Raw genomic sequence first — 23,093 nt, forward strand, 5'->3', positions numbered from 1 at the left:
CTCCATTTTTAAATAATTGATCTGACAAGATTTGACCAAATTTATCCTTTCCCAACCCAGAAAGTACGCATTGGTTGCCCTATTCACATCCATACAGGAACATGAGGATGCAGGATTTGCCTTACTTTGCGAATGGCAATCAACGCCTGGACTGTTATCGGCAGCGCCGAGTTTTTCTTTAGCTTTAATGACCAATCAGTTTGATAAAAACACCGCCGGTCATTCGTGTTACCTGGCAAAGCTGGGGAAAAGGACGCTGGCGTTCTCAGGGTCAGTGGAGCTACATGGTAAGGGATTCGGTCATCAGATGACCTCAGTAAGTCGGTGTCACCCGCCAGGCTTATCAGAAACGCCAGGCCAATAATAAGGCATAACTCAGTTGCTGCTTCTCCTGAGTCAGCGGGCTGTCCGCGGCGTCACCTTCCAGACGTTGAGCCATGACACGGGCCGATACCCGCCAGGATGAGGTCAGGTCATAATCGGCCCCGACTTCCCATCCCATCTTCTCCAGCCCTGCGCCTGCGTCATAACGGGCTAAACCACTACGTGATGATTGTTGCGCGGAGACACCATGTTGTGTCTGCATATAATCGCTATCCGCCCAGCTCAGGCTTGGGCCAGTAAAGAGTCGCAGATCCTGCCAGGGACGCCATGACAGATTGGCGTAGGTTGTCAGCAGAAACCCCTGCTGATTTCCCCCCACATCCTGTGAAAGGATCAATCCGGCGTTGAGGATATCATTGCGGTAAATTGCTGAAGTAAATGCGCGCGGCGAAGTTTTAATATCGCCCATGCCACGCAGATATTCGTCATCTGACTCATGCCGTGGCGAAAGATCTGCACCTGCTCCCAGGGCGAATGTCCAGTGTTCGGTTTTGGCAAACTGCCAACCGAACGCCGTCAGGGTATCGACGCCACCGATAAAAAACGGGCCGTAGTTCACTCTCACCGCAGGAAGAAAGGTTGTATCGTTCTTTTTGGCTCCTGAGTACTTCGGTTTTACACCGACGCCTCCACCAATAAATCCACTGAAGGCGTTATCTGACTCCTCAGCGAGGGCGGGTAAAGCTGCCGACAGAATTAACAACAGCAGAGCAGACTTCACGGGAATGGAAAGCATGGTACTTCATCCTTTTCGTTACAGGGCTGGCGCAAGTGTTGGCCTCCATTACAACAGCCGCCTGTAACGCCTCTTTTTACCTCAGGTAAAGTTATGTAACAGCGGTATGCGTACTCTGAAGCTGGCACCTCCGCCACCGCGATTAATGACACTTACCTCGCCATCGTGATATTCGCTAATCGAACGCACCAGTGCCAACCCTAAACCTGTGCCATTTTCTTTGCGGCTCAGGCGGAAGAACGGCTCGAAGATGCGTGCCATTTCTGATGTGGGAATGCCTGGACCACGATCATCGACAGTCAGCAACAAATTATCCAGATCGCTACGGTATAAACGCATAACCACTTCTTGACCCGCATAGCGTAAGGCGTTTTCAATCAGATTGCGCATTAAACGGCGTATCAGGCGGGCATCAACCTGAGCAACAATATGTTCAGCAACCAAATCGATTTCAGCCCTGGCACACTCTTCCGCAGCCAGTGCCGTGACATCGGTGGCAGTAAATTCACCTGCGATGACCTTTTGCGCCATTTCCAGCCGACTCAGGGTAAGTATCTCTTCAACCAACGTGTCCAGTTCAGCCACGCTGCGTTGCAATTCATGTTGCGCCTGAGAAGGTTCCCCCGCCAGCAGTGCTGAGGCCATTTGGATACGCATTAACGGTGAACGTAGTTCGTGTGACGCATTAGCCAACATGGTTTTCTGCGAGTGCACCAGCGTTTCGATTTGCGCGGCCGACCGGTTGAAGCTGGCGGCCAGTTGACTGACTTCATCTTTCCCCGTCACCGGCACGCGTGCGGCCAGGTTTCCCCTCCCCAAAGCTTCAACACTTTGTTGCAGGGATTCCAGACGCGCCGTTAGTCGGCGAATCACCGGAAAAGCTATCAACGCGACAGTGACCGCCAATGCCAGCTGCATGATGATAAACAACCACGGACGTTCCCTGCGGTCAGAGCTGAACTCAATAACCAGCAGCCGTTTATCCTGCAATTGCCAGACAAAACGTGTTCCATACCCGTCATCAAAGAACCCCCCTCTCCTGGCTTGTTTCGGTAAAGGAATCTCTGGCGAAAGCGGTCGGCTCAGCAACTGACCATTGGCATCAAATAGCGCGAAGCGCGCATGAGTACGCTGCATCCAGTCATCTATTGCAGCTGACTGCACACTTTTTTGCGCCGATGCAGGAGGCAGATTTTGCTCGACCAGCTCACTGAAGGTAGCAAATGCACTGAGATTACGGTTGTTATCGTCATTCCATAGCCAGAGGATAATGGTACAGAGTACGACCAACACGATGGCGCTTAGCACCGCAAAAAAGATCTGCAAATGCATGGGAAAATCTGCGATGCGTTTCATGGCATTAGCGTTCCGATAATGCAGAAAACACGTAACCCACTCCACGCACCGTGATAATGCGTTTTGGGGAGCGCGGATCGTCCTCAATCAACTGGCGGATACGCCCAATATGCACATCAATAGCGCGGTCAAAATTGTCATAGCTCTCCCCGCGTACCGTCTGCCATATTTGCTCGCGACTCAACACCCGTCCAGCCTGGCGAGCCAGTGAAACCAGCACATCGAATTGCAACGAGGTGAGCAGGCAGGGCTGTTGTCGTAGTGTGACGGTCCGTGCAGCAGTATCGATCTCCAGCTCACCCGACTGGATCACGCTGATGTCACCACGTTGGGACCCCCCTGGACGCAAACGGCGAAGTACGGCGCGCATACGCGCCAGCAATTCACGCGGCTCAAAGGGCTTCGGCAGATAATCATCAGCGCCAACCTCCAGCCCGATGATCCGGTCCGCCGGGTCGCCCCGTCCGGTGACCATAATAATTGCCGGGTCGTTGTGAGACTCAGCCCTTATCTGGCGACATAATGCCAGGCCATCGGCATCTCCGAGCATCAGATCCAATAATACGACATCAAAATCCTTCATTTTCATGCGGGACTGCGCGTCTGTTGAGCTGGCGCTATGAAGTACATCAAACTCATATTGCGCCAGGTAAGGCACGATCATTTGCGCCAGACGGGTATCATCCTCAATGAGCAAAACTGTCGTCATGTCTTTAATATTCCTGTCAAAACGAAGCGGAGACATTTACAAAAGACAGCAGGAAAGGAGATGAGTTTCAGAAATCACAGGTGCAGGATAAAATCCTTGTATGTCAGATAGCTCAACACGAGGTCGAGAAAAGCGCCTGACAACGAATCACCCGCAGAGCGCTTCAATCAGTGTGTTGCATCTATTGACTGCAAACCGGAATGAACAAGCCGTATCTTGATGAAGAAATCATTATAAAATCCCATTTACCCTTGCAACATGAATGTCCGACATTCGCTTTTAGCCGAGCGATACAGAGCGTAATGTGTAACCAGGCCACGGGAGGTTTGAATGCTCTACAGCTGCATGAATAATACAAAATGGAATGAGATCCGCCTGGCAATGGTTAATATGACATCTCCTCCTTTATGGAAAACCACCACTCTCAATGGTTTTGAATCCGCAGTTGATGGTGAGTGGTTTTACCATTTCAGTAAAGGTGGCTATTCGGATATCCGGCATCTGGATATTTTGACCAATTCAGTTGAGCAGCACGGGTTGGTTGGAGCCATTCTTAGGGCTATTCATCTCCCCGGAATTGAGACTTCAACCGGTTATAGAATCTTGGGTTACGCAGATTCGGCCTGTAAGGTGGCGTATCTTTAATCGGCAAAGGCATTATGCGGCCTTGTAACAAGGACGACATAAACTAATAAGAAATAAGAGACTAAAATGGTGAGTAATAGCATTTATTTCGAAAATAAATGTAGGAAATGGTTCTCTATAGCCGTGGCATGCCTCATCACAGGCGGCTGGTTCTGGTATACGTTGTGGGCGTCAAGCCTTTCCCATAACACCATTTTACAAAAGTCGGTTCCGGAATGGATTACGTATATTTCAATTGGCCTGTTCATTGGTGGCGTCTTCTTTTTGCATGCTTTGTATAAGCGTACTTTTAATAAGACATTAAAATATCTTTTTAATGCATTCATAGGTGGTTTTTGTCTGGGATTTGCTCTGAGCTTAAACTGTTATGATGTCTATGTTTATCTCTTCCCGGATAAAGTGATTGGCTATGAATCTGAATATGAAGTCGTCTTTCCGGGGCCGTCAAGAGGCAAGCATGGGCACTGTGAAGCTGGGATCTGGCTCAAGGATCAGAACACCTCCAGATGGATACAACTTTGTACAAGCAAAGAGTATTTGCACAGCCACCGCAAGCAAGGAATGACGGGAGTATGGGTAACAGCGCGTGTTAATAACATTGGAACTTACATCGTAAAATATGAGTTTATCTATATGTGAATCAGATAAGCAGAAATGTGTTCGTATCATTAGCAACAGCGAGCTGTATAGCTAAACTTGCCGATGGAGTCTTAGTGGATTACTGCTCCGGCGCGCAATATTTCGTCGATGATGCAGTGAGCTGGCTTCGCCGATGATACGAAGTAAAGCAGATGATAAGTTAAAAACACCAATTAAAGTCCACTGCACTTAATCCCTCTATGCAGATATAAATTTCAGTCTTATGTTGATAAGTAGCACCACATTCCAACACTTAAATTAGCCAGCAATATTTACGGCTAAGTACACCCCCCACACATAAGATGAATTAATAAACCACAGTAACTTTATGCCTACCCATGACACCTGGCAGATTTCTGCAATCCCGTGAATTGAAGGAAAAAAAGCCGCCACTCTCAGCTATCACTCGCCACACTTTCATGATAATTGTATTGAATAAGATTAATCTTAATTAATATAAAAAATATTCAATAATCAGGGTGAATGATGATGCGTTACGTTGAAAGGCTGCAACGGGCAGTGGGCTGGGTATTCACTTTTCTCATACTTTTCATATCCACGCTCACCTCCGCTTTTGCGCTCTCCACCGGTTGTACCGCACTCAACGCGCTGTCCGGTTCAACGTCACTGAATTACATAACAAATGCTTATCCTGCATCAGAGTTTGATGCTGGCGATACGCTATCGGTTTCCGTCACCGATAGCGGTGGCGCATATAATGGAGACCCATCTTCCTCCGATAGTTTTGGTATGACTGATTACGAGGAAACCTCATTCCAGAACTACTATGCCTCATCGTCAATCAGCAACTCTGCGCATACCGTGACGTTGAGTTATATGGCGGGAACCCTCTCAACCGATGGTGTTCGTCTGAGGCTGACCACATCACATGGTCAATTCAGCAATTTTGTTGTTACCTGCTCCGGTACGGCAGCAACTCCGTCCAGCGATGCAACATTGAGCAGCCTGGCACTTTCGGATGGTACACTTTCTCCCTCCTTCAGTGCCGGTACAACCAGCTATAGCGCATCCGTAGCCAACAGTGTCTCCACCATCACCGTTACCCCGACCACCACCGATTCCAATGCAACGGTCACGGTGAATGGCACCGCAGTGACATCAGGTTCTGCTTCTGCCGCCATCAGTCTGACAGCAGGTGCATCAACCGCCATTGCCATCGTTGTTACGGCCGAGGACGCCACAACCAAATCCTATACGCTGAATGTGACGCGAGCGGAAGCCGCTGTAGTGGCAAACAACAGTACCGCCACTGTCGCGGCGAACAGCGCAGATAACGTGATAACCCTCTCCACCAGTGGTGGCACAGCAACCTCTGTATCCGTTGCTTCGGCACCCGCACATGGCACAGCCACCGCGTCGGGAACCAGCATTACCTACACTCCGACCGCGGGATATTCTGGCAGCGACAGTTTCAGCTGGAACGCGACCAACAGCGCGGGAACATCGGCTAATGCCAGCGTGGACCTGACAGTCACGGCACCCACATTCACGTTCTCCCCTGCGGCCGGTGCGCTTCCCGCCGCCACGACAGACAGCGCATGGTCCCAGACATTAACGGCCACGGGCGGCACTGCCCCCTACAGCTGGAGCGCGACGGGATTGCCAACAGGGTTAACACTTAACAGCAGTACCGGTGTTATTTCTGGCACGCCGACTCAGACAGGAAGCTTCAGCATCCAGGTCACAGCAACGGACAGTAACAGTGCCAGCAGCACGGTTAACTACACTCTGAATGTCACCGCAGGTGGCACTGCGCCGGTTGCAAACGATGTCACAGCATCGGTGGATTCAGGCAGTAGCGACAACAGCATCACTCTGGCAATCGCCGGTGCAGTCACCGGCCTGCAAATTGTCCGTCAGGCCAGTCACGGCACGGCACTGGTTGCAGGCACCAGCATCCGCTACACCCCAGTAAGTGGCTATTCCGGTAGCGACAGTTTCACCTACAGTGCAACCAACACATACGGTACCTCCCAGGAAGCAACGGTATCGCTGACGGTGACGGCCACCAGCCTGACAATGTCACCTGCCAGCGGCACATTACCAACAGCGACGGCGGGAACCGCATACAGTCAGACCTTCAGCGTTTCAGGCGGCACGGCCCCTTACAGCTGGCAACTGAACGGGTCATTGCCCCAGGGACTGACTTTTGCGAATGGCGAGCTGAAAGGCACCCCAACTGCTGCGGGCAACGCTTCTTTTACCCTCATCGCAACTGACGCGAACGCGGCAACCGTGCAGTCAACCTATACGCTGACCGTTAACGCCGCTGTCCCTGTGGCTGCTGATCACAGCGCCTCGTTGTATGCCGGACAGTCAGTGAAGGTAAATCTGGTTGAGGGTGCCACCGGCGGGCCTTTCACCGGTGCGCGTTTGCTCGATCAACCACAAAGCAGCCTCGGTACAGCGACTATCCAGTCCTCGGGGGCAACGTATCAGCTACTGTTTACCGCTGCGGCTCAGGCGAGCGGTACCGTTGCACTTCGCTATGAACTGAGCAGCGCATCAGGCACTGCCCAGCCAGCAACCGTCACCCTGACCATTGCCGACCGGCCCAATCCGGCCAGCAATGCTGACGTGATTGGCCTGATCAGCGCACAGGTACAGGCAGCGCAGAACTTTGCCAAAGCACAGATCCGCAACTTTAACGATCGTCTGGAGCAGCTTCACAGCGGTGCCAGTCTCCCTTCCGGGCACAATGGCATCCATTTCTCCATGCCGACCAGTCGCTCCGAACGAGATACCGATAAAGACCTGTGGGCCAGCGCCTGGCAGCAACAGCGCCACTATCAGGATGACCGCGCACAACCGCAACCGCCAGCCACGCCTTTCGCCCGTCAGAGTGAGGACAGCCGCCTGTCATGGTGGACCGGTGGTTACATCGATTTTGGCAGTGATAAAGACGATGCCGTGCGTTTCAGCCATACCCTGGTGGGTATTACCACCGGCAGCGACTATCGGTTCACGCCATCCTTTACCGCAGGCATGGGGATTGGCTTTGGCCGCGACGTTAGCGACGTAGGCGACTCCGGTTCTCGGCAAAACGGACGCTCAATCAGCTCCGCCCTGTATGGCAGCTGGCACCCGGATGCGTTCTTTATTGATGGGTTGCTGGGTTATAGCAGTCTTGAGTTCGACAGCAAACGTTATGTGAGTGAGTCAGATGCATTTGCGCGTGGCAGCCGCTCCGGCCGTCAGTTTTTCAGTTCGCTGACATCAGGTTACGAGTTCCGGACTGCCAACAGCCTCATCTCACCCTATGCGCGCATTCAGTATTACCGTACCTGGCTTGATGGCTATGCCGAATCTGATGCTGGTGTATTCAACCTCGCCTACGCACCTCAGACGCTTGCACAGGTCGTGACGGGAGCCGGTCTGCGCGGCGAACACAGCGTGCCGACCCGTTGGGGCTTTGTGAAACTTCAGAGTCGTCTTGAGTATGCCAAACTGATGAATGACAACGGCAAAGCGCGCGTAGGCTATGCGGATGTGGGTAACGATACCTGGAGCATGTCGCTCTATCAGCAGAGCACCCAGACGCTGGCTCTGGGGTTCGGCATTGATTTTCTGCTCCCGCACGATATCACGCCAGGCATCGCCTACCAGGGCACACTCGGACTGGATGAGCAGCAGACACGTTCACAGATGATTATGGTGCGTGTGAATATCGGTTTCTGATTTACGCATAACATTTGCGTAGCGCTGCATACCCCTGCCCGGTGAATTCAGAGGCATGAAATCCAGGGCAGGATGTTATTGGAAATTTTACAGCGGAACTCTGTGTCAGAACTGCAGAGGGTCTCACCACGTCATCATGGAGAAGCCGGGCTCATGCCTCAGGATACTAAGCAACCACAGACTCAGATCGAAAAAGATCAGCAAGCCGCTCTTGAGGCTGTGTTACGTCTTAAACAAGAACTCGGGATGAAAACATCCGGTTCTTCCAAAGCCCCCAACACTGCGACATCGCATGAAGATGAAGCGATTGAATTAACACAACGAGAACTGAAGACGGAAATCGCCAGTAAGAAGCAATCTGTCGAACAGCGTGAAAAGGAAGCTAAAGACCGTCGTTCGCAGCTTTTGAATGCCGTCCGGGTGTCTGCACCGGAGATAAACAAACCCCTTGTTGAAACATTCGAACGTTTAAGTTTGGAAAAACAACAATTTGCTCAGAAGGAACTCGTCCGACTCTTTAAAAACGACGCGCAACTCCAAAGTGCGACTGATTTCTTTGACCTCAACCTGGCACAAAGAGAAGATCTGCTTGACCGAATCGGTTTCTATAAAGGACTCATAATTGATCACAGCCTGTCAAACCCGGTTGAAACAGGATTCAGGGAAGTTCTGAAGCGCCACGATTCTGCAAATCCGGGGCCTTGTAAAGTCGCCACCCTCCTCTACCGCAAACCTAACTTTTCGGGCTATTTCGAGAATTACTACACCTCATCGGAATCCCTGCATCAGGTCCAGAAAAATGGGGTTACGAATATCTCAACTTCACTCAATGTTGCGGCTGGAACGGTGGCCACCGTGGGTGTTGGCATATCGGGTGCCTACCATAACGCGGAGTCACAAAACGGCGGCGTTAAAGGGCAAACGATCTATACAACCGCAAACTTCTTTCTGCCTAAAGTTGAACTCTCATTCGATGAGTCTGAACCCTGCGCCAGTGATGAATTCGAATATGCCTGTAACCAGGCCCTGCTTAAAGGTGGGGTTGCCGAGTGCTTCAAAGAATTAGTGAAAGTACTGGGAAGTTTTGGCCACTTTGTTTCTACACAAACGCTCGTGGGTGGTCGGTTGTTTGCTACTGATGTAAAGGAGCTAACCGGTACCGAAAAGGATGCATCTATGACCACAAGCTTCGCGGCGAAGGTCAAAGTCGGTGTGGAGACATGGTCAGCATCGGTGGAAGCAGGCGTTTCGTCAGATTATGGCAGACAGACTGACACCCGCAGTAAGGATGTCGATGAAACGCAAACATACACCATTCATGCGGTCGGCGGCGAAGGTACTGTCGTCGAACAAGCCGGTCGATGGGCTGAATCCCTGTATGAATACCAAAGATGGGCGGCTGTGCAGCGTGAAAAACTCATCCCCAGTATTGAAGTATTGAGTGAGGAACTGAGCAAACGGGTATGGGACATGTTAAAACAGTATGTCTCAAGTAATACCACGTCGCACCTTACTGGCGAATGTAACGCCTACTTCCTCTTTTATGGTGCTTACCAGACTGAGGTGGGTTACCTCGCAAGACCTGATTATGTGATCATAAAAAATCTTGCCAGCCAGCATTGCCTCTCTCTCAAGGGCGAAACACCCCAGAATCCCGAATTATCAGCAAAACTCTTTGACTGGACACGTCAGCAGCTGTGGCGAGTAACGCCAGAAGGCCATCTCGTCAGTGCTATACCGATAAAAAGTGGATTCCCAGGCCATAAGAAGTCAGTAGAATTTGCCCTGAGCGTGCTTGAACCTGTTCCCTCTTCAGCACCTGTCCCGACCGTAAAGAAAGATAGTGGCAAAGACACTGATGAAATCCCGGCAGTGAAAATCGAACCGAAGAAAGAATCATTGTTGCCGGGCCTGAGTGAATTAGGCTCCTCTCCGTATCAAAGGTGGGAATTCACCGGTCGCGGAGAAATACACAATATCGCTTACGGCGCTGATTATGTCCTCTCCTTACCATTGAATGGTAAGCCTGAATTTCGCCTGCGCGGCAATACCCCATCAAGCACTGGCTTGTGGCGTGTTGATGAAGCAACACCCGACGACCTGAAAAATATTGATGCATACGAGTGTTATGGCAAGCTGGTTCATCCAACTGGCCTGGTGTTGTCGGTGGAAGGATGTGAAGACACGGGTTACAGCTTTGGGCGTTCAGAACAACGCAGAGTGCTCCTGCAACCCGACATTGGTGGACGACATCAACTGTGGAATCGCAAACAAGACGGGACGATAGTCTCGGCCATCCGTATTGGTAGCAATAATCCAGCACAATCATCCGATGTGTATCTCACCCTTGATCCACAGAAGAATGTGATCGCACGGGGGAAAAGTCTTTCCGCAGAGGCTCTCAAGTGTGATACCGATGACATGTTCTACACCGGAGAAGTGCCTGCGAATAAGTTTTATCTCTACGCTGCCGTCAGACAAGATGAGACAGGCCAACCCGTTAGTATGGACGCAAAGGATGCTCAAATTATCCGATATCATGATGTCACTGTCGGAATCGTTCCCGCCGGCTTCAGCTCTGTCACTCCTTCCGGGAATATGCAGACCTGTGAAAAGGTTAAAACCGTCGATAAAAGAGAACTGAAAGTTGACGGTTATTTAACCGGGATAGAGTTCATTCTCGAAAAACGTGGTAAGGACCGTAAATTGGTCAGTGGTGAATACCATCGACTTAAAATGAAAATTTCCGCTCAGAGGCTAAGTGGAAATGCGACAGAGGTCTGGGAGGACGAACCAGATAAAGATAAGGAAGATCGTGATTTCCTACATGACTATGGTGAAGTCTGTGTTGACGACCGTTTCCTGATTCTTCCCGAAGATCCTATATACGCCATCAGGTTGCGTGTCCACGAAAGTCCAAAAAAACACCTCGCCTTTGAGTATCAACTGGTTGATAAAGGCCCTTGGTTCGGTTTGGCAGGAATGAGTGAAAGTGCCAGGACACTGAATATTGATGAAATTAAAGTGCCAGTTGGTATGGATGCGGAAGCAGCGAATAAGACCAAAATTCGAGGTGTCGCTCTGGATTACGATCCGGCAGCCAGAACGCTAAGGCCGAAGGTTCTGCGTCGAATCACGGGATAATTCATGTTGATATCTTTTGGGTACTAACTCGTAACTCATTCCAGCAAAATCAGCGCTGATCGTTCCCTGGCGCTGAAACTTGCGTACTTATATAGTTCGGGAGAAATATGCGGTTCATAGAAAACACAGACCAATTTAGATATGAGAATGCTGAATTACAGCCTTTTCCCGAAAATTTGGATGATGATAAGAAAACGAATGGCTTTGCCCCTGCCGTAAGGGACCATTTTTTAAGTTTATTACCTCAGGTAACCATTAATGAAGAGGTTGATGTTATTCTGTGCCCTTGGTGCCTTGAATTCACCGGTCATCATGCAACTCAAGTCGATCACATTATCCCAAAGCAAATCTTCCTTCGATATCAGCTTTATAAAAACAGAAACAGGCTGCATGGCAACACCAATATTAAATTAGAACTCGAAAAATATCTTCATGACACTGACAACCTGATAATTTGTTGCAATAAATGCAATAATGAGAAAGGTGATGATTTCCCGAAAAAATCCACAATGGATGATGCAATAGAATTTCATCGTCCGGCACTGTCAGACCTGTCTCATCTTGAACGGAAAACCCAGCTGGCCTGGGAGATCATGTCAGTATATATGCCACAGGGAGACAAAAAACTCTTCAGCTATCTCGCGAAATGGAACGAGATGACGCTTTCTGAAGGGATTTTGACAAATAATTTATTGAATGAAGGAGAGAAGCAAATCCGTGCCTGGCGCGCGCCGGGATCAGGTATGCCATTCAAGGCACATCAGGTCTTCGAAGAGTTGGTAAACCATCAACTCAGAGCCGACTTAAATAACTGGACAGGCCGACTCTGCTTTTATTGCCTCGGTGTTTATCAGGATATGGCTTTTCAGATAGACCATATCGATTCCCGTTTGAAAGGACGTAACTGTCTAATAAATAATACAGATTACAACTTACTTGCAGTCTGCCGCGGATGTAACGGTGCAAAATCGGATAATATCATCACGGAAAGTTTTTTAGTTTCACGCATTGAAGAACGAATTGAGAGAGGATGGCCTGGAATTGAAAGCGCAGGTTGGCACCCGACGTTAAGCAAGGAGCAAACGATTCTCAGGGCGCATGAGATACAGAAAAAATTACTCAACCTCCATCTCTACAAGCGACCAACAGAAGGTGAAATCAATAAATTCATCAAAGAATCTGAAGTAGCGATAAGAGCAAGAAAAAACAAAAGTAAGACTATGGAAATAGAGGAGTAACGAAGAGGTAAAGCGCTTCGCTTAATACTCTGGTGATCAAAAAAAGATTATTCATAACCCCGGATGACTCAAGCATCTGGGGTTAACGCGTAGGGTTTTTGTTATGCGAAGTGGTTTTCATGCATGTAATTGATTAAAATCATGAAATTATTCTTTTGAAATGCATATGGAAGTGGCAGTCAATATGAAGGTTACAACACAACTATCCATACTCTCTGGAAATTGTGAATAACATCTTATTTTGTTATTGAATGCTTTTAAGAGACCGTGTCTTAAGTGTCAGTATAACATGCTAGCTTGCAATATTTAAAAGGCATAACTATCGAAAAATAACGGCCTCTAAAATATTAACCATCAATTTATAATCTCCGACACGTCAGAACTTGCACTAACGAAAAACACCGCTATCGTTAATTAACTAACGCTCAAAAAATTAAATGATCGTCCTGACATCGTTTTAAAATAGTTCCTGTCATACCCGGATCATCATAGTTCTTGAGATGTAGAAATTTTAGCCGAGCCGCTGCACAGGGCATATTATTCGATATTGAAGGCCTGGGTAACATAATAATGCATTGAATGCGGCGATGGCAGTACTTGCCAAGGCTACCGACAGTGAAATTGGCTGGTCTCTTTTCTAATGATTTACACGCGAATGCCTTTGCACATTTAACGCAAAATAATTTCCCGCATATGGGATATCAACTTACTAATAATTTTTTAGCTTTGGAGATCAATATGCCTGACGTTAATGATTTAATGTCCTGGACCAGAATGCAGATTGGTGAAGCTGAAAACCCTCTGGATAGCAACTCCGGCCCTAAAGTGGATCAGTATCTTAAAGCTGTTGGTGCCGATCCGGGGAAAGCCTGGTGCATGGCTTTTGTTTGTTGGTGCCATGAACAGGCAGGAATAGCCGGAGTTCCGATGACGACCAGCGTTAGAGATTTCTTCACGCAAGCACAACTACTGGGTAGACTGGTCCCAATAAACAATGTCAGGATCGGAGATATTGTATTGAGAGTTGATTATCCTACTCTCGGAAATGGCAAGAACTTAGGTGACCATGCAGGAATTTTTAGTGCCATAACCGATGATGGCATCCCCTTGTATATTTCTGGGAATACCATATCAACAACTGGCAATGTGGCCGACAATAGTGACTCTTATGTGGATGAACATCGTTTACGCTATTATAACTATGTTGCAAGATTTTGTTCATAGTCCTATCACATTCCCTGAGGGACTTTTATACGGCCCTCAGGCATTATTTCTCAATACATAGCGCTTAGACAAAGTTTATGTTCAGGTATTAACTTCTGCTACCCAGATCATGATCCTGCTTATTTCCGCTGACCAGCCGGGTTAACTCTACACAACGAATAATCCGATCCGCTTCCAGGGTAAATCGTGCCATCACCTCTATTTCACTTTTTGTTTCATCGCATTTTTCCACCTGCACGCGATGGTGAGTGAACACCGTATCTCTTTCAGCTACAACGCTTAACAGCACCACCTCCATTTGCCTCGTCAGCGTTTTTAGCAATGCCATATGGCTGACAAAGCCCGGATAATCCAGGCATTTTCCGTCAACCTGCTGTTGATAGCTTGCGGCGAAATACGCGGCGATCATTTTCTCATCATGGCGTGGATTGCTAACAATCTCCTGCAACGCATGAATGACGAGCTGACTTTGCTTATTCATATCCTGTCCTGCTTGATTAACACGGTTGTACCGACGCAGATTACCGGAAGCGCTGCGCGGTACAGTATCCGTAACAGGACAATGAATACCGATAACTGGCCATAACGTTCAGCCCAGGTCAGCCCCTCATCTTTTCTGCTCTGATTACGCCTGCCACGCTATCCAGATTAAGGTGCTGACCAAAATGCTCATCGATTTCAGTCTGGTGTGTTACTGCAATCACGGTACAGTCCGGCAGCCAGGTTTTAACAAGTTGCAGCATCTCCCGCGCCGACTGTGCATCCAGATTGCTGGTCGCTTCATCCAGCCACAAGATGTCCGGTTTCAACAGCAATGCGCGGGCAAATGCGAGTCGTTGTTTCTGACCGCCTGACAGTACCTGCTCCCAGTTGAGCTGCTTATCAAGCGCCCCACTCCACTCACCAAGACCGGTCTTAGTGAGATACCGCACCAGTTTTTCCGAGTCTGGATCGGCAGGCTGCGGATAGCAAAGAACATCCCGTAACGTCCCCTGTCCGATATAAGCGCGTTGTGGCAGCAAAAGACTTTTGCCCTGCTGGCTTTGCCAGTGCCCTTCAAACCAGGGCCAGACCCCGGACAGGGTTCTCAGCAATGTTGATTTCCCGATACCGCTTCTGCCGGAAAGTTTGCTCCAGCTTCCGGCAGGAAAACCGAATTGCATGTCTGACAACAGGGTTTTTCCCTGTGGAGTGGTAACCGTGAGTTTATCTACCTGTGTCATTTCACCCGACACACTGAGGTCCCGGTTGTTCTGGCACTCCGCGATTGCCTGGGAGAACTGCTCCAGACGCGAAATACTCGCCGACAATTCTACCAGGGCCTTATAAACACGGATGAACCAGCTCAGCGCCCCGTGAACCTGACCAAAAGCGGAACGTACCTGCATCAGACCACCCAGAGTGATCGTTTTTGCCATAAACAGGGGCAATGCAGCAAACACCGGCACAATCAGGCTGATACGAGTATAACCGGTGGTAAAGAAGCCAAGGTTACGCTCTCCGTTCATCAAGGCACGCCAGTTTTGTACGATGGCACCAAAGGCGCGATTCAGATGTTGCTTCTCCCAGGACTCCCCCTGATAAAGCGCGATTTGCTCCGCGTTATCATGCTTACGTAACAGGGCTGCACGAAAGTCAGCTTCGGCGCGTTGTTTCTGATAATTCAGGCCATGCAGCTTCTTGCCAATCAGATGGGTCACCAGACTGCCCACCAGCGTGTAAAGCAGCGCAACCCAGACCAGATAACCTCTAATCACCCACTCCTGCCCGAACAGGGTGAAGGTCTGAACGCCCGAGAGCTTCCACAGGATCCAGACAAACGAGAACAGCTGAGCACTGGTGATCAGGAACGACACCAACAGGCTGATGGTCTTATCAACGAAGAAGTTGATGTCTTCGGCAATACGCTGATCCGGGTTATCGACCTTTCCGGTGAGCGACATGTGGTAGTACGCCTGTTTCGCCAGCCAGCTGTCCACAAGCTGGGCCGTCAGCGATTTCCGCCAACGAATAATGAGCAGCCGGGTAAACCAATCCTGGTACACGAACACCCCGATATAAATCAGGATGAAGACACAATATTCCTTAACCAGGCTGTAGACCTTTGCACCATCAAACTCACCCAGCGCATCATAGAAGGATTTGCTCCAGTCGTTGATCAACACGTTCAGCCAGACGATCGATCCCCCCAGGCTCAGAATGACGGCCAGAATTAACCATGCACTCCAGCTCTGCTTGCCACCCCAGAACGCCCGGCTGAGTTGCCACACCGTGGCCAGTTTCTTCTTCATTATTTCGTCTCTTGCGGCAGAACCGTGTAAATCACCAGATTGTCCGGGTTGTAAATACGCGATGCGACCGCACGCACACCGTCTGTCGTGATGGCTTTATCCAGTGATGACACGCGGGAGAGATAGCCTGGATTATCATAATGGCGATAACTCAGTATCAGACGTCGCTGTAGGGTGTAGTAATCATGCTGCCGTGAGGTCTCTGCACGCTGGAACGAAGCCTTCATTTCCTGCACGGTGCGATCATTTATCTGGCTGTCAGCATTCTTAAACGCTTTTTTGGCGATCTGAACCAGTTCCGCAGCACGTTCAGGAGAGGTACTGAAACGCAGTTCGGTTTCAATACGGTTGGTTTTATCGTTGAGTACGGTTTCTAAACTCAGGCTGTAGATCCCACGGGCATCATCGCGCAAAACGTTCTTCAGATGACGGTTGACAAGATTTTTGGCGATGCTGACCTGGGCTGCCCGTTCCGGTGACCAGACTTCGTTGCTGAAACTCCACAACCTCACCTCGGCTTTCGGCTCTTTGTTGAGTTGACTACGTCGTTCTCGATGTCCGGGCAAAGCGAGATAAGGTTCGGCAGGCAATCCGGCTCCGCGTTTAATGCCCGCCAGATACCGTTCAACAGCCTGTCTGAGGGTGGCTTCGGGAAGATTGGCCATCACAAAGTAAGTCACCGGTGCCGCGCTGATTTTTTTCCACTGCGTTGTCAGTTGCTCAGAATTAAGGGCCGACAGCTGTGTTGCATCTGGCAGTTCAAGTGCCGGGCCGCCATAGCGCAATTCCGTCACCTCCATTTGGCGGAGTGCAAACAACGAACCTTCCTGCATAAGCCGTCGGCGCGCCAACATCATTACGCTGCTTTTCAGCGAGGCAGCATTCATATGATTATCAGTATGAAGTAGCTGATACGCGTGCAACAGGCTGTCCAATCGCTTGTAAGGTGCACTTCCGGTCACTTCCAGTGTGTCCGGTTGCTGACTGATATTCAGCCAAAGCTCCTGGTCCCGTTTCCATTGCACATAACCGTCATCGGTCCAGCCGGTCGGTGCACCAAATCCTGCCAGTTGTGCAGCCAGCTGTGCCTGCCAGGCGTTCAGCCCACGGCCCAGATAGCCCGCCTCGCTTTGTGCCTGGAACCATATGCGGTCTTTGGCCAACGGGGTTTTCATCCAGACCACGCGGTCGCCATTACTGAGCCGCCACTCCTGCACCGACTCTGTCGGGAAATTTTTCACGGATGTGCGTTTACCCGAGGTATCGTGTTCAGGTAACGGGACTGAGACCGATGTTTTTTCCTTCGCTACCGGAGTTAATGGCTCACCGGCGATCGTCGTCACCATCCGCTGAATTTCAGAAGGCAACGGCACACTGTAAACATACCTTCCCGGTACGCTGAACTGCACCAGTTGATCCGTGGCCTGTAACCACGTATTCAGGCGAGTGTTGATGTCGGCCATGTCGATGGTTTTAAGTTCTGCCACCGCCCGGACTCCGCGCTGTTGCGCGTCGGCATAAGGCTGGTTCTGCTGCCACGCAATAGCCAGGGTCTGCACCCACTCAGAGAAAGTCCGGTTTTCCGGTTTTTCTTCCAGCCGCTTTGCCGCATCGAGGATGTCGCTCTTCACCCGTGCAAAGTCATCGACACTCAGTCCATAACGCATTAAGCGTTCGCGTTCGCGAATCAACGTTGCCAGGCCCAGTTGAAAGTCACCCGGCATCACATCAACAAACAGGCCAAACGCGACGGTAGAGCGGCCGGTTTCGGATTTCCGCGCAACAATATTGCCAATGGAGTCTGGCAAGGCACTTTGCTGACGTTTGAGCTGACGGCTCAGCACAGTGAGGGTGATTTGGTTGATGAGGCGATCCCGATACCCTTCGGTACCCTGCATCTGTTTTTCATCAAAACGGTTTACCCACGAGACCTGGCTACCACCGCTTTCCGAGTCCTGTAGATGGATCACTCGAAACTGTTTTTTCAGCTGCTGGTTGTATTGGCTTTCCTGACGGACCGGCACGGCAATGGCGGGCAACCCGGCAAAATGTTTTGTAATCAGTGCCTTGACTTTCTCTGGTTCAAAATCGCCGATGATCAGGAGGCGCATATTGTCCGGGTGATACCAGCGCTGATAAAAGGCTTTCAACGTGGCTGCCGGGGTATGCTCAATCGACTCAACGTTCCCGATGGTTGGTCGGTCGGGATAAGGGGAATCCGCACGCAAGGCCGCGATGCGTTGCTGGTTCATGCGGGCTGCCACACCGAGTTTGCCACGCCACTCTTCGAGGATGACTTTACGTTCATCATCCAGATCAGGCTGCGTTATACGCGCATGTGCCGTCATCTGTGCCAGTGCCTGTAAGGCCAGATCTAACCCTTTTACACCATCAGGCGGGCTCATCATGAACTGCGTACGTTCGTAGTTGGTTACCGCGTTATAGTTAGCACCGCGTGACCATCCCTTCTTAGCCAGTGCCGCCGAAACGCCCTCAGGCCAGGCGTCACTGCCGCGAAAAACCAGATGTTCGACCATATGCGCCACGCCTGACTGCTCGTCAGTTTCATCAAGCGACCCGGCTTCTACGCTCAGACGAATATCAATACGCCCGGCATCTGATTTAATCGGTGCCAGAGTGTACTGAAGCCCATTATCCAGTACGCCTTCAGTCACCACCGGCAGCGTTGTTTTTGCGTCTTCACTCAGTACGGGCTGGGATAAGACCAGCAGAAAGAGTGCGACCCCTGCCAATCCTCTGCGTTTACACATTTTTCTTCCTTATTAGATCAGGTGCTGCGAGCGCGCAGCACAAATCCTCCGGCATTCCGCCGGAGGCAAAGTGGAGGGTTACCAGTTATAAGCGACACCAAACCAGAACTGCCGTCCGGTTTTGTAGGTCACTGTTTTGGAGGTAGAACCGGTGGTTTGCGTCGCTTCAATGACGTTATCAAGAACGTTCAGTACATCGAGCGTCAGCTCAATTGATTGATTCTGGAACGTGGGCTGAGACCAGGCGAAGCGCCAGTCGTAGGTGATGTAGTCTTTATATTTGGTTTTCTCATACAGACTGGCGCTGCCTTCGTAACTGCCGCAGGCGCTGTTGTCACCCGGACAAGCCACACTACTGATGCTGTAACCGGAGTAGCCTGCCGTGTACCCGAGATTCTGGCTCCAGTTAAGATTAACTGCCGGAAAGAAGGTATTGACGTTAATAAAGGCAGTCCACGGCGTGTTGAAGTCCAGCGCATCCATCTCACCTTTTTCCATCAACTTGCCGTTAAAGATCACCATATTCTCGTCAGAGGTGGACTGATCGTAATACGTCTGCGAGCTGGATTTATTTTTAACAATGCTGGCACCCAGTTCCCAGCTAATGTCGGCTACTGCGAAGTGATACGGACTGATTGGCTGCGCGGTCAGAGACCAGGTGTTACCTTCTGTTTTCGCGCTGTTCGTGAGGATGTAGTAGTTATTACCGTTCGTATCCGTGTATCTGTCACGACCAAACTGGTCACGTCCTTTACGGTTAACCCATTTCACGGTCCACACGGTATCCATCAGACGCTGAGAAATGCCGAGAGAGAGTTCATCGCTGTAAGGCGTTTTCAGATCGGAGATGTCGTAATCGTAGGTGCTGTATTTGGTAGTATCACCGACCCACGGGCTGTTGGCATCCGCACGGGTCTGGACAATATTGGCACTGATCCCTGAACGCAGTTTGTATGTCAGCAGGTTCTGACCGTAGTAACGGTTGGCACCACCAAACAGGCGGGTGCTGCGGTCACCAAACACATCCAGTGAGGTGGCAAAGCGTGGTGCAACAGTCAGGTTTTTCAGGAAGTCATCATACTGAAGTCGTACCCCAGGGGTAATTTCAAGTCGCTTGTAAAGCATACTGTCCTGAAGATAGAGCGCATAGTTGGTGTAGTTCCCCTCAACCGTGCGCGCCGGGTAGACCGTTCTGCTTTTGAAATATTGCTCACCATCAATACAAAAGTCATCACCTGCCTGGCAGACAACGCTGGTGTCTATCGTCGCGACTCCACGGCTCAACGCGGCATCACCAAAACGACGATATCTCGCCTGATAGAGATCGGTTTGCCAGCCTGCATCGAGTTGATGAGTGATCCCAAGAGCAGAGAATGGCGTGAACTCAGCATCTTGTTTGAGGGTCGTCGTCGTTTTATCGGTACCAAAGGTACCGTAGCCGCCCAGATTACCTAACTGAGTACTTGAACCTGAAGTACTCCCCCAGGTAATCGCATCCGAGGTAAAGTTTCTACTGTTATTAAAATGGTACCAGCTTTGATAAGTACTGGCTTCTTGTTCGATTTTGTTTTGTTCAAACTGATAACCTGCCAGACTGGTAATTTTACCCCACGGGGCAAAATGCTCCCATTCTAAATTGGCACGATAACCACCACCATTGTTAGTAAAGCCACCATTCTTTACATCAACTTTATAATAAGTTGACTTATGCGGCGCATACATTCCGGTCATGCGGAAAATATCACCATTATCCGCAAACCAGGTACCTTTTAATAAATAGGTTTCCGAAATTCGCTCCTGGTTAGTCCACATATCCAGGTTGGAATGGTACATCGGAATTTTTGATTCCTGACGGTTGTAGGAAAAGATCAAACCTGCACTGTCATTCAGGGGCTGATTAACACTGACAGAATAAAAGTTCTTGGTGAACTTAGGTTGATTAGCTTGCGAAGTCGCTTCCTCAAAACTTTCACGTTTTGACTCATCAATATGATAACGCGTCCAGCTATCTCGGGTGCTGCGCCAGGACACACGACCAGATGCCCGTTCAAGGTTGGCATCTTTAAGACGTGCATCCACCACTCCTCCGGTGAAATCACCGTATTTGGCAGCGACGTTGCTGTCAAAAACCTCGAGTTTGTCCACCAGCTCTGAGTTTATCCAGAATGATTGTGTACCACCCGATGGCAGGTCAATTGGGCTGTAACCATCTGGATCATCACTGAGGTCGCCGTTTTTGTTGCCGGGATTGACAGTGTTGTTGTTGGAAAGACCGTCAATCATAAAATTGTTGTTGTAAAACTTCTCGCCGTGAAATGAGACATTCTCGGGAGCAATTTCGCCAGGGTTATTACTGGAGTCTGTATTATTGGCGAATCGTACATTCGGATTATGTTTCAGTAACTCGGTGATGGTGCCATTACCCGTGGGATAACGCGCGATCTGTTCGGCGTTAATAACCTGCGTCCCCATCGTCTGACTGGTAGGTGCAGAACGAACAATAATCGTATCACCGGAATCATCTATCTGCTCAGCAGCTGATTCTTCTGTGGTGGTGTTTACGTCCTGAATTACGGTATTGGTGTCCGCTACCGTTGGCATAGCAAAAATGCTAAGCGGTATAATTATACAGCCTGTTATTTTCATGATTTTCCCAGAAGTGAAATTCAGTTTATGACCTGAATACGCCCATCTAACTTATAAATAACGGTAACAATCTGGTTTTTAACTTCACCAGTAATGTCATATCGCCAGCGTGTAATATCCCGCCGCAGATCGCTGCTAAATACACCCGCAGGATCTTCAGCCAGAATTTGAATATTTTTTATTGTTCCGGACGCGCTAATGTCAAACTGCACCTTCACTCTGCCCTCAACCCCCATAGAGCGGGCACGGGCGGGATAATTGACGCGACGGTTCAGCGCCCGCACCCTTGTCGTCGTTTCATTCCCTGCGCCCTTCGCAGCATGACCAGAAGTACTCTCTCCACCAGCAGCAACATTTCCACCGCTGCCAGCGTTAACAGGAGCGGAAGAAGAACTGGATAATGTTGTTTGTTGCGCAAGCTCAGTCTGCTGATGCTTATCGGGAGACGCTGGCAGCAAGATCGGTTTCACCACCGGGCGTGGTCTGGCCGGTTGGTTGTCAACCGTGGTCGCTTTTGTTACCGGTGGCTTCTGCGAGGTGACATTCTTCCTTTCAACAACAATATCTGCCTTGTCGACGACGACGGTTTTGGGCAATACCACTTGCTCTTCTGGCGATGAAAGCACAGGCGTCGCTACCGGCAGCATCGGCTGATTTAAATTTACGACTGAGATTTCATTTCCTGTCTTACCGGCCTCGTTAGTTAGCGGCAAGGGCGTATTTCGGAAACTCGCCAGTAACACCAACAGCAGGAGATGAACAGCAACAGAGGAGAAAACAGGGAATGTTTTGCGATACAAGGACCAGGGGGACTGAGTTAAAAATCCAGCCATCCCTGAAGACTTCGCAGAGGATCCAAATGTAAGCAAAACCCTTCCCCACCCTAAAATGTACGGCGTTTACACTTGCCTCAGACAGTTTTTAACCGGTGACTCAATGCCAGGATCCCCGATACGTCCCCAGTTGCACTATGGCAGATGAAAGTTGTAAAAATTTGATACGAACACTAACAATAATGAGAGTGATTTACAATTTCATTATCAATTAAGTGTGAAAATTTTCTGATTCTTACGATTTTTGGGCGTTAGCATGAGCGTCATGGAGCGCTATGCTCCGGACACCTGACGTTGTTCCACAGGTATACGATGGACGTGCTTTTGAGATATTTGGGTTGGTATCGCTCAGAACTGCCTGACTGGCGTCCCTGCCCACATAACGTGCAGGGAAAGCTGATGGTGGTCGAGCATCAGAAAACTAGTAAAAGTGAGTTTTGGAGTAAATGAGTATTCACCCAATCAGGATGGGTCACAGATGAAAAACAGGCACCTTTTATGGTGCTTTTTTGTCACTGATTCGTAGCGGCGCGATTTATCGCTCAACTGTCCAGTCTCCAGATGCGAAAAAGGCCGCCTTGCGGCGACCTCTTCCGGCACGTCCCTGTACGACCATCCGTTATTTGTACAGTTCTGCGGTCATGTGAACACGGTTATTGGTGTTCGCTTCAGTGATTTTATACTGCGCACCCTGCTGTGCGGCCTGTGCAGCAATTTTGGCTTCTGCACCGTCCAGCGTTGAAGAGGTGACAGAGATACTCTGCGCGAAGCTGGCTGC

The 23,093-nt window shown here is 49.8% G+C and carries 15 protein-coding genes; 6 read left to right on the top strand and 9 right to left on the bottom strand.

What is annotated here, in order from left to right; all coding sequences use genetic code 11:
* Positions 1-343 precede the first annotated feature (343 nt).
* The 3 genes from L579_RS09485 to L579_RS09495 all read right to left on the bottom strand — a co-directional run bounded on the left by L579_RS09485 (position 344) and on the right by L579_RS09495 (position 3,185).
* Entirely contained in the window at positions 344-1,120 is a 777-nt protein-coding gene (locus L579_RS09485; protein ID WP_021184033.1) for a MipA/OmpV family protein, read from the bottom strand.
* Between the two features lie 81 nt (positions 1,121-1,201).
* Positions 1,202-2,476, bottom strand: coding sequence for a sensor histidine kinase (locus tag L579_RS09490; RefSeq protein WP_021184034.1), 1,275 nt, complete (start codon positions 2,474-2,476; stop codon positions 1,202-1,204).
* Between the two features lie 4 nt (positions 2,477-2,480).
* Entirely contained in the window at positions 2,481-3,185 is a 705-nt protein-coding gene (locus tag L579_RS09495) for a response regulator (RefSeq protein WP_021184035.1), read from the bottom strand.
* 330 nt (positions 3,186-3,515) lie between these two features.
* On the opposite strand from L579_RS09495, the gene L579_RS09500 reads away from it, so the two are divergent.
* The 6 genes from L579_RS09500 to L579_RS09525 all read left to right on the top strand — a co-directional run bounded on the left by L579_RS09500 (position 3,516) and on the right by L579_RS09525 (position 13,774).
* Positions 3,516-3,830 (top strand): DUF6678 family protein, encoded by a 315-nt coding sequence (locus L579_RS09500; RefSeq protein ID WP_051337961.1) that lies wholly within the window; start codon positions 3,516-3,518, stop codon positions 3,828-3,830.
* 66 nt (positions 3,831-3,896) lie between these two features.
* Positions 3,897-4,469: a hypothetical protein gene (locus tag L579_RS09505; protein ID WP_036626174.1), complete on the top strand. Its 573-nt coding sequence runs from the start codon at positions 3,897-3,899 to the stop codon at positions 4,467-4,469.
* 750 nt (positions 4,470-5,219) lie between these two features.
* Positions 5,220-8,168, top strand: a complete 2,949-nt coding sequence (locus L579_RS09510; RefSeq protein ID WP_235056580.1) for an autotransporter family protein — start codon at positions 5,220-5,222, stop codon at positions 8,166-8,168.
* A 102-nt stretch (positions 8,169-8,270) separates the two neighbouring features.
* Complete coding sequence (locus L579_RS09515; protein ID WP_152521881.1) at positions 8,271-11,312, top strand: hypothetical protein; 3,042 nt, start codon at positions 8,271-8,273, stop codon at positions 11,310-11,312.
* Positions 11,313-11,419: 107 nt separating this feature from the next.
* Positions 11,420-12,550, top strand: coding sequence for an HNH endonuclease signature motif containing protein (locus L579_RS09520; protein WP_021184040.1), 1,131 nt, complete (start codon positions 11,420-11,422; stop codon positions 12,548-12,550).
* A 615-nt stretch (positions 12,551-13,165) separates the two neighbouring features.
* Complete coding sequence (locus tag L579_RS09525) at positions 13,166-13,774, top strand: hypothetical protein (protein ID WP_235056581.1); 609 nt, start codon at positions 13,166-13,168, stop codon at positions 13,772-13,774.
* A gap of 88 nt (positions 13,775-13,862) precedes the next feature.
* Here the strand turns inward: L579_RS09525 and L579_RS09530 are convergent, their stop codons facing one another.
* From L579_RS09530 to L579_RS23280, 6 genes are all read right to left on the bottom strand, one after another.
* Complete coding sequence (locus L579_RS09530; RefSeq protein ID WP_021184041.1) at positions 13,863-14,255, bottom strand: nuclear transport factor 2 family protein; 393 nt, start codon at positions 14,253-14,255, stop codon at positions 13,863-13,865.
* 118 nt (positions 14,256-14,373) lie between these two features.
* Positions 14,374-16,065: an ABC transporter ATP-binding protein/permease gene (locus L579_RS09535; RefSeq protein WP_021184042.1), complete on the bottom strand. Its 1,692-nt coding sequence runs from the start codon at positions 16,063-16,065 to the stop codon at positions 14,374-14,376.
* Entirely contained in the window at positions 16,065-18,836 is a 2,772-nt protein-coding gene (locus L579_RS09540; RefSeq protein ID WP_021184043.1) for a M16 family metallopeptidase, read from the bottom strand. Before L579_RS09540 ends, L579_RS09535 begins: the two co-directional genes overlap by 1 nt.
* A gap of 78 nt (positions 18,837-18,914) precedes the next feature.
* Positions 18,915-21,482: a TonB-dependent receptor plug domain-containing protein gene (locus tag L579_RS09545; protein WP_036626184.1), complete on the bottom strand. Its 2,568-nt coding sequence runs from the start codon at positions 21,480-21,482 to the stop codon at positions 18,915-18,917.
* Between the two features lie 20 nt (positions 21,483-21,502).
* Positions 21,503-22,315 (bottom strand): TonB family protein, encoded by an 813-nt coding sequence (locus L579_RS09550; protein ID WP_235056582.1) that lies wholly within the window; start codon positions 22,313-22,315, stop codon positions 21,503-21,505.
* Between the two features lie 619 nt (positions 22,316-22,934).
* The coding region (locus tag L579_RS23280) for a YdgH/BhsA/McbA-like domain containing protein (protein WP_071783573.1) at positions 22,935-23,093 on the bottom strand (159 nt) is incomplete at its 5' end.

This window comes from Pantoea sp. AS-PWVM4, assembly GCF_000468095.1.
GTDB lineage: Bacteria > Pseudomonadota > Gammaproteobacteria > Enterobacterales > Enterobacteriaceae > Pantoea > Pantoea phytobeneficialis.